11 protein-coding genes and 1 pseudogene are annotated in these 12,522 nt (G+C 64.0%); 2 read left to right on the forward strand and 10 right to left on the reverse strand.

The genetic code is table 11. The features are described 5' to 3' along the window. The 3 genes and pseudogenes from AOQ71_RS49035 to AOQ71_RS33680 all read right to left on the reverse strand — a co-directional run. Nucleotides 1-227: pseudogene (locus tag AOQ71_RS49035) on the reverse strand (phosphate acyltransferase PlsX); the annotation flags it as partial. Between the two features lie 297 nt (nt 228-524). Further along, nucleotides 525-1,106 carry a YceD family protein gene (locus AOQ71_RS33675; RefSeq protein ID WP_057756356.1) on the reverse strand — a complete coding sequence of 194 codons (582 nt, stop codon included), beginning with the start codon at nt 1,104-1,106 and terminating at the stop codon, nt 525-527. Continuing rightward, entirely contained in the window at nt 1,103-1,657 is a 555-nt protein-coding gene (locus tag AOQ71_RS33680; protein ID WP_057756359.1) for a ubiquinol-cytochrome C chaperone family protein, read from the reverse strand. The genes AOQ71_RS33675 and AOQ71_RS33680 overlap by 4 nt, the downstream gene beginning before the upstream one ends. Nucleotides 1,658-1,755: 98 nt before the next feature. On the opposite strand from AOQ71_RS33680, the gene AOQ71_RS33685 reads away from it, so the two are divergent. Both AOQ71_RS33685 and AOQ71_RS33690 read left to right on the forward strand, forming a co-directional pair. Continuing rightward, a complete protein-coding gene (locus AOQ71_RS33685; protein ID WP_057756362.1) occupies nt 1,756-2,241 on the forward strand; it encodes an outer membrane protein assembly factor BamE in 486 nt (161 codons plus the stop codon). Between the two features lie 122 nt (nt 2,242-2,363). After that, the gene (locus tag AOQ71_RS33690) at nt 2,364-3,377 is read left to right on the forward strand and encodes a Bug family tripartite tricarboxylate transporter substrate binding protein (RefSeq protein ID WP_057756365.1); all 1,014 of its coding nucleotides are present in this window, start codon (nt 2,364-2,366) and stop codon (nt 3,375-3,377) included. 14 nt (nt 3,378-3,391) lie between these two features. Here AOQ71_RS33690 and AOQ71_RS33695 read toward each other — a convergent pair whose 3' ends face one another. The 7 genes from AOQ71_RS33695 to thiL form a co-directional block, all read right to left on the reverse strand. Further along, a complete protein-coding gene (locus AOQ71_RS33695) occupies nt 3,392-3,664 on the reverse strand; it encodes an acyl carrier protein (protein WP_057756368.1) in 273 nt (90 codons plus the stop codon). After that, nucleotides 3,661-5,139, reverse strand: a complete 1,479-nt coding sequence (locus AOQ71_RS33700) for a hypothetical protein (RefSeq protein ID WP_057756371.1) — start codon at nt 5,137-5,139, stop codon at nt 3,661-3,663. Before AOQ71_RS33700 ends, AOQ71_RS33695 begins: the two co-directional genes overlap by 4 nt. 35 nt (nt 5,140-5,174) lie before the next feature. Further along, on the reverse strand, nt 5,175-6,725 hold the full coding sequence (locus tag AOQ71_RS33705; RefSeq protein WP_057756374.1) for an amino acid adenylation domain-containing protein: 1,551 nt from the start codon (nt 6,723-6,725) through the stop codon (nt 5,175-5,177). A gap of 2 nt (nt 6,726-6,727) precedes the next feature. Further along, nucleotides 6,728-8,101 carry a class I SAM-dependent methyltransferase gene (locus AOQ71_RS33710; protein ID WP_245317308.1) on the reverse strand — a complete coding sequence of 458 codons (1,374 nt, stop codon included), beginning with the start codon at nt 8,099-8,101 and terminating at the stop codon, nt 6,728-6,730. A 121-nt stretch (nt 8,102-8,222) separates the two neighbouring features. After that, entirely contained in the window at nt 8,223-10,343 is a 2,121-nt protein-coding gene (locus AOQ71_RS33715) for a sodium-translocating pyrophosphatase (protein WP_057756380.1), read from the reverse strand. Nucleotides 10,344-10,595: 252 nt separating this feature from the next. Next, nucleotides 10,596-10,850, reverse strand: coding sequence for a hypothetical protein (locus AOQ71_RS33720; protein WP_162268438.1), 255 nt, complete (start codon nt 10,848-10,850; stop codon nt 10,596-10,598). A gap of 599 nt (nt 10,851-11,449) precedes the next feature. Beyond that, a complete protein-coding gene (thiL, locus tag AOQ71_RS33725; RefSeq protein ID WP_057756386.1) occupies nt 11,450-12,439 on the reverse strand; it encodes a thiamine-phosphate kinase in 990 nt (329 codons plus the stop codon). Nucleotides 12,440-12,522 lie beyond the last annotated feature (83 nt).

Genomic DNA, 12,522 nt, shown 5'->3' on the forward strand with positions numbered 1-12,522 from the left:
CTCGGCTTGTCCGAGCCGCTGACGGCAACGTCGGTGTGAATGATCCTCGAGACGGCCTTGAGCTGCGGATGCCGGTCGAGCTCAGGCTCGATCCTGGCGCGGTCCCCGACCAGCAGGAATTCGGTGTCCCGATGCCTCGCGAGGGAAATGGCGGCGCCTGGAATGACCACGGCAGCGCCGTCGTCGCCCCCCATGGCGTCCAGCGCGATGCGAACCTTGCTTGGCATAAAAGTCCCGGAAACCTGGTCTGGTACGGTCCTGAACGGATGGGCCGCAAAATGGGTTCGCCATGGACATGGCGACCGGCCAAGCGCCACGCCGCACCCGGACCGGGGCGCGACAATAGCGTTTTGTTATCCCGAAACAACCTCTTGCCCCCAGCCTTTTGAACTAAGGGCGATCTGATGGCGGGCGCTCGAATTCACAAAAATATCATAATAATCAAATGGATGATGCGGACTTTCAAGTCGGTCCGGCAAGGACCTCACACGACGCAGGACGGCGGTCTTACGGGGAATGCCCAGCTATTTGCCCTTCTTCCTGCCCTGCTTGTTGTCCTGGAGCGCCTTCAGCGCCGCGAACGGATGGTCCTCGGGATCTGGCGCGGCGACCTCTGCCTCAAACACGGCACCCGGCTTGCGGGGGTATGGATCGATCGCCAGGAACAGCGCATCGGTCGCAATCCGGCCGAGGTCGATGATGCCGTTGACGATCGCCTCGGGCGGATCGGCGACATCAGGCGGCCCCTCGTCGTCCTGCCCTTCCTCGATCAGATCCTCCAGCCGCCGCGTCTCGGCCTCCGGGGCAAAGGTCAGATCGACCTCCTCGTCAATCTCGCTCTCGATCGGATCAAGCGTGACCACGCAGGTCTGACCGACCCGGGCGCGCACCCGGCCCGTGACCTGGACCCGGCCGCCGCTCTTCGGCTCGACGTCGAAATCGGCATGCGCCGACAGGACGTCGCGCAGCCCCGCGACATCGGCCATGGCCCGGCGTTCGGCCGTCGAGGCTTCGAGCTCACGGTGAAGCCCCGTATCGGGAATTTGCGCTACTGTTATGGGTGAACGCCAGGGATCGGGCTCGGACCCGGTCATCGATCGGTTCATGACGTCTCATCCTTCCGAAGCGGCGCGCGAAATTTGAAAGAGCCTTGTAAAAGGGCGGAATCGCCGGCCTGGCCGAGATCGGCATCAGCCGCCGCCGCGTAGCCGGCGAGTCGCCGCGCCTGATCCAGCCCTGAGCCATTCAAGATATTCTTGCAGACTGCCTGCGCCAGCGCCTCCGTGCCTGCCTCGATCGCCTGGTCGTAAGCCTGGACGCGGCCGTAAAAGGCCTCGCCGAAGGCCCGCATCCGCTTCGGAACGGATTGGTCGCCCACGCCCATCTCACGCAGATTGTCGTCCATATCCTCACAAAAGCGGTCGAACAGGGCCTGCGACAACTCCGCACCGCCCTGGACGACAGTCCGCAGCCGGCGCAGCAACAGCCAGAGGTGCAGGAGTAACAGGTCGAAACGGCCGTTAACCGTATCTGGCACGCCCAAGTCCCGGTAAAATATGGGTTCTCGCGCCTGCGTCACGATCATGCCATAGATGGCTTCAATGGTGCCGGGCGGGGCGAGCCGGGGCTTCCTGAAGTGATTGAACGGCCAAAGCATTGTGGTTTCCGCAAGCGGGCGCGCGCGAGTTGCATTCAGACGCCCAGCCCGGTACTTCAGCGCCTCGCGCGACGCAAGGGGACGGAATCAGTTCCGCTATGACGATAACGAACCAGACCAGCCTGCGCGCAACTCGGCGGCGCGGCCTTACCGCATGCTGGCGCGGCCTGCGCATGCTCGCGGCCGTGACCCTGGTTGGCGCCGCGCTCGCAGGCTGCACCGGCGAGCAGTTCCAGAAGGGCTACATCCTGCCGCCGGGTGCGCTCGAGCAGATTCCGATCGGCGCGAGCCAGGACCAGGTGCTGATCGTGATGGGCACCCCCTCCACCGTCGCGACCCTGGACGGCGAGGTGTTCTATTATATCTCGCAGCGCTCGGAGCGCCCCGTCGCCTTCATGAATCAGAAAGTGGTCGACCAGCGCGTGATCGCGATCTATTTCGACAAGAACCGGCGCGTGCGCCGGCTTGCGAATTACGGCCTGCAGGACGGCAAGATCTTCGACTCGATCAGCCGCACCACGCCGACCTCGGGCCAGGAGATGAGCTACCTCACGCCGCTGTTCAAGCTGCTCAGCTTCAACTGAGATCAAGCTGACCTGTCCGCCTGCGGCGTCGTGACGCTCTCCGCACGACGCGCATCGTCGCCCGCGACTTGCCGTTGCGCACGAGGTTCCCTACGCTCCCAGCAAAACAAGAAGCCGGATTCGTGCCCAAGAGACTTCAGAACAGATTGTTGTCCCGTCGTCGCGTGCTTGCGGGGGCCGCGGGCCTCTCGGCCGCAGCGATCCTGCCGCGATCGAGCCTCGCCGATTGGAAGCCGACCGAGAACGTCCGCATCATCGTGCCGGCCGCGGCCGGCGGCTCGACCGACGTGATGGGCCGGCTCCTGGCTGCGCATCTGCAAACCGCCTGGGGCCAATCGGCCGTGGTGGAAAACCGCTCCGGCGGCGGCGGCACGATCGGGACCGCCGAGGCCGTGCGCGCCAGGCCGGATGGTCACACCATCCTGATCGGCAACCCCGGCCCGAACGCGATCGCCTACAGCATCTTCAAGAACCTCACCTACAAGCCGGACCAGCTCCAGCCGGTCTCCAACATGATCCGGATCCCCAACATCGTGTCGGCGCATCCGAAGACCGGCATCAAGTCGGTTTCTGAGCTGATCGCCTATCTGAAGGCCAATCCGGACAAGCTGAGCTACGCCTCATCGGGCGTCGGCCAGAGCCCTCACCTCACCGGCGCCTGGTTCCTCCAGCTCACCGGGCTGAAGATGACGCACATTCCGTTCCGCGGCGCCGGCCCCGCGCTCCAGGCGGCGCTCGCCGGTGACATCCAGATCCTGTTCGACAATCTCTATCCGAGCCTGCCGCAGGTGCAGAACGGCACGCTCAACGGCCTTTGCGTCACCACGACAGAACGCAGCGAGCTCGCACCAACCTTGCCGACCATGCGCGAGAGCGCGCCGGAGCTTGCGAATTTCGACGTGTCGTCCTGGTTCGCGGTGTTTCTGCCGAAGGGCGTGCCTGCGCCCGTGCTCGAGGCGCTCAATCTTGAGGTCAAGGCGATGCTGGAGCGCGACGACATCAGGAAGAACATCGCCGCCATGGGGGCGCGCGCCGACTACGGCACGCCGCAGCAGTTCGCGGACTTCGTGGAGGCCGAGACGAAGAAATTCGCCGGCATCATCCAGAAGGAAGGGTTGCAGATGGACGTGCAGTAGCTTCCAGGCCGGCTTTAGGCAGGCTCGGCCGATGGCTGCTGCACCAGAGCGGCAATCGCCGAAATCGAGTCCAGGCGCGTCAGGTCGAAACCGATGTCGGAGAAATTGATCCCGTAATCGGTCTCGATGCTCATGATCAGCTCGACCGCGTCGAGGGAATCGAGACGCCCGCTGGTGAACAGCAGATCGTCGTCACTGAGCGGCGACAGATCGCCCTTCATGATGAGGCGCTGCGTGATGTAGTGCCGCATCCGCGATCTGACTTCAGGGCGCTCTGTCGTGGTCATGTCGTGACTCCCAGGAGATAGAACAGGAATTCGGCGCGTTGCCAGAGCGAGTGCTCACGGTCCAACGGTGCATCGAAGATGTGGATGACACAGAAGAAGCCGGAGACCCACAGGCAAGGCAGCAAGCGGCCGCGCAGCCACCCTCTCGGGGCCGGCTGCGGCACGCGGCGCATCTGCGAGAGCCCCACGCTGACAGCCAGGACGAACGTGTAGAATGCGTGGGATTGTTCGCCGACCACGGCGCGCCAAAGCCCCATCTCGCCGACGAAGTGAATGTCGCGAATGAAATGGAACAGCAAATTGCCGATACAGGCCGCGGCAAAGGTGGCGAAGAACATGCGAAGCCGGCGATGGCCGCGGAAACAGCGCACGAAGGTGGGGTAGAAGAAGTGATCGACCAGCAATTCCTTGTAGTAGAAGTAATAGCGGTTCCAGAACTCGGCGAGCGTCGCTGACTGCAGGGGACGATAGGTGTTGCGCAACAGCCGAAAGCCGGCAAGCCGCGCCGTTGCGACGATGACGCCGCCGAACACGGTCATGCTCAGCAGGTCGTCGACAAAGAAGACCACAACGCTTGCCCACCCCACCAGGCGTGGCTGTGGATGACCGGCGAGATACTGCAGCAGATTGTCGTCAAACATCGGAAGCCGCAACTGACCGTGGACGAGTTCGCCGAAGCAGATCTTGCCGATCGCCAGGATCAGGACCCAGGCCGCAAGCTTGACGCCCTTGAGCTGCGTGACCGCGAGCTCCTCCGACGTCTTGGCCTCGAAACGACGAAGATAGGACAGTCCTTTCCCGAATGGGGTCAGCGTTGCTCCCCAGAAGGGATGAAAGACGCCGAGGTGCTGCCACACCGGAGCTCGCTCCTTGGCCGCGTCGACCAGACCGTAGGCAAGGAACCACAGATACGGCTGGAACGTCATCAGGAACGACCAGAGCAGAACACGCGGTGTGCCGGCCGTGAAACTGGCCTGCGTTACGACGACGAGCGCCAGGAAAGCGACCAACAGGCCTAGCGTCGGGCGGCGGAGCACGATGGCTCCCGCCCCCCGCATGGCCAGCAATACGGAGAACAGCGCGAACGTTATGGCCACCATGGCCGCCGATACCAATGGCTGATCGATCCGGTCCGCGACGCCTTCGTCGATTGCGAGCCGGGCGAGAAACGTACGGTCGACCAGGAAGCCGCTGCGCCAAAGCAGCAGCGAGGTCGCAAGAAAAATCAGGACGCGCCGGTATCGCCCGGCGTAGGCGCAGGCCAGCGCCAGACCGGCGGACGAGAAGTCGATGCCGATCTGCCAGAACAGCACCGCCAGCAGCCCGACCCCGCAGCAAAGCAACACGCGTCCATGGGCCTCCTGCACACCGGCCACGAGCGTCGGGTCACGATCGATTTGAGGGATCAGTCGCCACGACGGCTTCGCGAGCACACCCGTGGCCGCACCATCATAGGGCTGGCTCTCGACGCTCATCGGACAACGCGCGTGGACGCTGCGGGCTTTGGCATCTACGAGGCCCTTGCGACGGCTTCACCAAGCAGTGACGCCACCGAACGCCGGTCTGCCTTGCCATTGGCGTTGACGGGAATGTGTTCCAGCCAGATGAACCTGCCCGGCACCATGTAGGCGGGAAGATGCGCGGTGCAGTGCTGGCGCAGCTCGCTCTCCGGCAGTCTTTCACCTGCATAGGCAGCCAGCAGCCGGCTTGCACCGCCGGCATCCTGAAGCACCACGGCGAGCGCGCGCGTGACGCCCTTGCACGCGACGAGGGCGTGATCGATCTCCTCGAGCTCGACCCGGTAGCCCCGAAGCTTGACCTGATTGTCGGCCCGGCCACGAAAGCGGAGCACACCGGATCCAGCCTCGGCCTCGACGAGATCACCGCTGCGATAAAGGATCGATCGATAGCCCTGGATCAACGGATCCTGACGGAAGCGGCGGGCCGTCTCTTGCGGATTGTTGATGTAGCCGAGCGCAACGCCCGGACCTCCGAGCCACAGCTCGCCCGCGGTGCCCGCGGGCACCGGCTTCAGGTCCTCGTCCAGAATCCGGTAGCTGAAATTGGGATTGAGCCGCCCCAGCGGAGCCAACCCGTCGGAGGTGTCAAAGGTGGATTCGACGATCTCGAAACCGCTACAGATGCAGCTTGTTTCGGTCGGGCCGTAGCAATTGATCAGCTTCGCCTTGCCGGCAAACGCGTCGTAGAACGGGCGAAGCCGCGCCAGCGGAAATCCCTCGCCGCCGAACATGAACCGGCTGACGCTCGGCAGCCAATCGGGCCTCAGCAGGTGCATGGAGTCCAGGAACATGAACAGCGTCGGCACTGCGAAGAAGAACGTGCACTGATGCTTCGTGATCTCCGACACCAGCTCCGCGGGCGGACGTCCCTTCAGCGCGTCGAGCGCAACGATCGCCGCGCCGTTGAGCAATCCGGCATAGATATCGAAGACTGAATTATCGAAGTAGATCGGATTGACGTTCGTCAGCCGGTCGCCGGGTCCGATGCCAAGATCGTGCTTGGCCCAATCGATCAGGTGCAGCACTCCTTGATGGGGGATGACCACGCCTTTCGGCTCACCGGTCGACCCCGACGTGAACATCACGTAGGCGGGATCAACCCCTGTGATCACAGCGGTTTGCGGCAGGTTCGAATCGTCAAGGCGCGACACGGCATCGCGCAGGGCCGCGCGGGCATCGGCGTCGCCGATCAATGCGCGGCTGCCAACTCCCCCGCGCACGCTGACGATCAGCGCCGGGCGGCATCGCTCCAGCATCAGTCGGGCGCGCTCCGCGGGAGCGGCCGGATCCAGGAACGCGTACGGCGCTCCGATCTTGATGCAAGCCATGGCGAGCGCATAGGCTTCGACCATCTTCGGCAGCTCGAGACAGACGACGGCGCCCCTGTCCACGCCCTGCGATGTCAGCCATCGCGCCAGCCGGTTTGCGGACTTGTTGAGCTCGGCAAAGGTGAGGCTGTCGCCTTCGCAGATCAGGGCGAGGGCCTCCGGCGAGGCCGCGGCAACCGCTTCGAAATGCAGCGCCAGATTATGGGCGACCATCGCTATGCCTCGACCCGCTCATGGTTGGCAGCATCATCAGGCACGATCGACGGCGCCGGCATGATGTCGGCAAAATCGCGCTGGCTCAGCGCAATCACGGCCGCAGGCAATGTCTCCTGGCGGAATTGCCCTCGCAACGCATCGCTGAGCTCCATGCCGAGTTGCTGGAGGAACGCCGCGGCCATCGGGTCGGTCGCCAACGCCCTCCCCGCCCTGATCCAGGGTTCCGTCTGCGGCGCGAGGTCACGGCTCTTGCCGCACTCAGAAACAGCCTCGGGATCGACACGCAGCACCGCATCGTACCGATACCGGGTCAGCTCGTAGCTCGATCCGCGCTTGAGCTGGATCTCGGCTCCCGAAATCTGCGGGATGAATTCGGGGATGCCTTTAAAGTACTCGGGGTGGATCACCAGTTCGCGATCCTGGGCGATCGCCAGCATGATCTTGCGCTCCAGCGATGCCGGGGTGACACCCGACGGGGCTTTTGCGGATTGAACCTCACGGTGAAAGACCGGCAAGAGCTCGAGGTTGCGAACATCGCCGACGAAGATGTGGCCACCAGGAGCCACCAGCTTGACGGCCTGCTCCAGGACCGTGTGCAGATATTCGATGCCGGGGAAGTACTGCACGACGGAGTTGATCACCATCGCATCGAACGATTGCGGCGACAAGCCGCTGATATGAGTGGCCTCCCGCTCGTGAAATTCGACATGCCGAAGCTCGGCCTTCGACTGCGCGAACGCGCGCAATCGGTGAACAGCGACCGGTGAGAGATCGGTCCCGCAATACACCTCACACCCGGGCGCGAGCCTTTCGACGAGCAACCCAACCCCGCACCCGACCTCCAATATCCGCCTCGCACCGAGAGAGCGAATACGCTCGATCGTGCAATCCAGCCAATCGATCATCTCGGTTTCGGGAATGGGCCTGTTGGTGAAATTGCTGGTCCAGCCCACGAACGACGGCGCGACACTGTCAGGGCCATGGCGGTACACTTGATCGAAAGCCCGACGCCATTGCGTCACCCTGCGATCGGTTTCGGCCTGAAGGTGTTTCGACTTGCCTGCGCTCAGGCGGTCAGGAGCAACGGCCGCGAACGCGACCTTGAACTGGCGGCCATCGGGGCTCTCCTCGGCGCAGATGACAGCATCCGTCACATCCGGATGCGCCGTCAGTGCACGCTCAATCTCGTTCATTGGGGGTGCACGCAACCGAACCTCCTCTTGCAGCCAGCCGCCAGGGCAACGAGCGCCGGAACATGTTGAGAGCGCATCGCGCCGTAGACGGGATGAGAGGACCCAAACGCGCGTGCTACGGAAATTCGCTAAAATGCCGCCAAAGCCTCGCGAGATTCTAGAGCGCAGCGGGTTAAGCAACCTTAAAGACGAGAGCTCCGGAACCGGGCGCTTAACGGGCGGACGCCTGGCCCCTCGCCCCAAAATAAAACCCCCGCAGCCTGCGCCGCGGGGGTCACCGTCTTCAGGCCAGTTTCGTGGTTCAGTGCGCCAGGATCGCCAGCAGCAGGAGGGCCACTATGTTTGTGATCTTGATCATCGGGTTCACCGCGGGACCCGCGGTGTCCTTGTAGGGATCGCCGACGGTGTCGCCGGTAACGGCCGACTTGTGGGCATCAGAGCCCTTGCCGCCGAAGTGACCATCCTCGATGTACTTCTTGGCGTTGTCCCAGGCGCCGCCGCCCGAGGTCATCGAGATCGCGACGAACAGGCCGGTGACGATCACACCTAACAGCATGGCGCCGACGGCCGAGAATGCCGCCGACTTGCCGGCAGGGCCGCCGCCCGCGATCGCGTAGATCACGAAGTAGACGACGATCGGCGACAGCACCGGCAGCAGCGAGGGGATGATCATTTCCTTGATCGCCGCGCGCGTCAGCAGGTCGACCGCCTTGCCGTAGTCGGGCTTGTCGGTGCCCTGCATGATGCCCGGCTTCTCGCGGAACTGGCGCCGCACCTCCTCGACGATCGCGCCGGCCGCACGCCCCACCGCGGTCATGCCCATCGCGCCGAACAGATACGGCAGCAGGCCGCCGAACAACAGGCCGACGACGACGTAAGGATTGTTCAGCGAGAAGTCCGGATTGACGCCGGCGAAATAGGCGTGGTGCGCGCTGTCTGCAACGAAGAACTTGAGGTCCTGGTTGTAGGCCGCGAACAGGACGAGAGCGCCGAGACCGGCGGAGCCGATCGCGTAACCCTTCGTCACCGCCTTGGTCGTGTTGCCGACCGCATCGAGCGCATCGGTCGACTTGCGCACCTCCTTCGGCAGGCCCGCCATCTCGGCGATGCCGCCGGCGTTGTCAGTCACCGGACCGAACGCATCGAGCGCGACGACCATGCCCGCCAGTGCCAGCATGGTGGCGGTCGCGATCGCGATGCCGAACAAGCCGGCGAGGCTATAGGTGACCAGGATGCCGGCGATGATGACGATCGCGGGCAGCGCGGTCGCTTCCATCGAGACGGCGAGGCCCTGGATCACGTTGGTGCCGTGACCGGTCACCGAGGCCTGGGCGATCGACTTCACCGGACGATAGTCCGTGCCGGTGTAGTATTCGGTGATCCAGATGATCAGCGCGGTGACGACGAGGCCAACCACGCCGCATTCGAACAGCGCCATGCCGGTGTAGTCGACGCCCTCGAGCTTGCCGAAGCCGATCAAATAATAGATCACCACTGCGATGCCGATCAGCGACAGGATGCCGGTTGCGATCAGGCCCTTGTACAGCGCGCCCATGATCGACTGGCTCGGCCCGAGCTTGACGAAGAACGTGCCGATGATCGAGGTGATGATGCAGATGCCGCCGATCGCGAGCGGCAGCGTCATCATGTTGGCGAGGATCGGCGTCTTGGCGAAGAAGATCGCAGCCAGCACCATGGTGGCGACCGCGGTCACCGCATAGGTCTCGAACAGGTCGGCCGCCATGCCGGCGCAGTCGCCGACATTGTCGCCGACATTGTCGGCGATGGTCGCCGGATTGCGCGGATCATCCTCCGGGATGCCCGCTTCGACCTTGCCGACGAGATCGCCGCCGACGTCAGCACCCTTGGTGAAGATGCCGCCGCCGAGACGGGCGAAGATCGAGATCAGCGAGGCGCCGAAGCCGAGCGCCACCATGGCGTCGACCACGGTGCGGCTGTCGGGTGCAAGTTTCAACGAATAGGTCAGGAAGCCGAAATACAGCGTCACACCCAGCAGTGCGAGACCGGCGACCAGAAGCCCGGTGATCGCGCCCGCCTTGAAGGCGAGCTCGAGGCCGCCGGCGAGCGACGTCGTCGCGGCTTGGGCGGTGCGCACATTGGCGCGGACCGAGACGTTCATGCCGATGAAGCCGGCGGCTCCCGACAGGATGGCGCCGATGGCAAAACCGATCGCGACATAAAGGCCGAGGAAATAGGCGAGCAGCACGAAGATGACGATGCCGACGATGCCGATCGTGGTGTACTGGCGCCGGAGATAGGCCTGTGCGCCTTCACGCACGGCTCCCGCGATCTCCTGCATGCGCGGCGACCCCGCATCCGCACTCAACACCGAAGACGTCGCCCAAATCGCGTAGACGACGGAAAGCACTCCGCAGAGCACTATCAACCATAATGCTGTCATTTGATTTTTGCCTCAGATCCTTGATGTACGACCCCCGGCGCCCTTTGTTGTCCGTCGTGCGGTGCGGCGCCTTGATTTTGAACAAAGCCGCCCGCAGGCGGCTTTAGTCGGCCGCAAGCTTGCCAAAATCAAATTGAGGGTGCAACGCCGTATAGGTGCGAAAAAGCCGATCTCGGCAAGTATTTAGACCTAGTCCCGAACGCCAGGCCGGCAGCTCCGATGCAGCCGGCCGCTGCGTTTGGCAGGCTTGGCCTAAGCGGCCGCCCCCACGGGATGCCGGGATGAAGACGCCAATTCCAACGTCTGCCCGTCAGCACTTGTACGTCGGTTGAAGATTTTGACCTCGTAGACGCTGTCGCTCGCGCCGGCCTCCAGCGTCACCGAGATGACCTGGTCGAGCGTGAGGACACCGAGCGGCACTTCATGATCGGGCAGGATCAGCGTCGCCTGCTCGCCGATGAACACGATCACAAGATGGCCTTTCGCCATGTTGCTCTTCGCCAGCACGCGCAACTGGCTGTGATAAGGGCTGCCGCGTCCAGGCCGATGGCAGGTCGGGATCAACCACGACCTGGATGTTGTTGGTCTTGGGGTGCACTGTCAGCACCATCTTCGCCTGATCGGGCTTCCAGTGCATGGGCAGCGCCGGCGTGGTCTTCCAGAGACAATCGAACGCCGCGCACTCGCCTGGCCTGCTGTCATGGATGGCGCAGCCGAGGGTGGGCTCGCAATGTGAGCACCACGTGCCGGCAGGCTTGCCGAAGGCGACAACGTTGTAGACCTTGCAGCAAAGCGTGCAGCTTCCGCACGCGCGCTCCTGAGCAGCCGGCGCCGCGCCCGCCCCCGAAATGACCGCCGTCATCGAAATATATCCATCAGCCGCCCATCCTCGGCGCTGATACATCCGCAGGCTTTCGCGGGGATTGCGGGAGGTCGGCCTTAAGCTGCCGATCTCCCGGAGTAGCGGGACGTGGATCCGACCTCGATCGTTTGGCCGTCCGGCATCCGAATCAAGCCCGCCCGTTGCACTTGCCGATATTACCCTGATATCGCGAAAAACGGAGAGCCTGCGCTCGTATCCCGGCGAACCACGGGCCTGTCCGGGCCTAGAAATGGCTGTAGGACAATCGCCGCAGCTTGATCTCGCGGCCTTGTGCGTCGATCCATTGCGGCGCCCCCTGGCCGGCGATGATGGTCCCGATCATCGTAATCTGGACCCCGGCCTGCTCAGCCGCCCGCGAGAAGGCTGCGCTGCGTCCCTCCGGAACCGCGCACAGGACCTCATAGTCGTCGCCGCCCGACACCAGCTTCTCGAACCCGACCGCGGAGATCGCGATGGCGGCAGCCGGCGACGCCGGGACCTGATGCGCATTGACCACGGCACTGACGCCGGAGGCGGTACAGAGCTTGGCAAGATCGCCTGCCAGACCATCGGACACGTCCATTGCCGCGCTCGCATAGTCGCGCACGATGCTCGCCAGCGCATTGCGCGGCCGTGGAACGCGGTAGCGATCGACCAGATAGTCCCGAGCAGCCGGGTCCGTCAGCGCAGCAGCGGCCACACCGCCCGTGAGCACATCGAGGCCGAGGGCGGCATCGCCGATCGTCCCCGTCACAAAGATAAGGTCACCCGGACTTGCGCCGGTGCGTCCAACCATCCGCCCTTTCGGCACGCGACCGAAGGCGGTGATCGAGATCATTTGCGGTCCCGGCGTCGACACCGTGTCGCCGCCGAGCAGTGGACACGCAAAGCTCTTGGCGTCTTCGCCGAGAGCATCCGCGAACGGTCTCAGCCAGGCATCCTCCTTGCTGCGCAGCGCCAGCGTCAACACGAAACCAGCAGGTGAAGCGCCCTTGGCGGCAAGATCGGACAGGTTCACCCGCAGCGCCTTGCGCGCGATGGTATCAGGGGGATCGGTGGCAAGATAATGCACACCCTCGACCACGGCGTCGGTGGTGACGACGATGTCGTCGGCGGATGCGGACAGGATCGCTGCGTCATCGACCAGGGCGAGCGCACCCGGATCAGTCGCCAGCGGCTTGAAATAGCGCGCGATGAGGGAGTCTTCGGCGGAGACCTGTCTTTGGTCCTGCATCACGATAGCAGCCCCGTCATCCTGAGGTGCGAGCCCTTGCGAGCCTCGAAGGATGTGCGGCCGAGGTCGAGCCTCAGCGGCAC

Source organism: Bradyrhizobium manausense (assembly GCF_001440035.1).
GTDB classification, from domain to species: domain Bacteria; phylum Pseudomonadota; class Alphaproteobacteria; order Rhizobiales; family Xanthobacteraceae; genus Bradyrhizobium; species Bradyrhizobium manausense.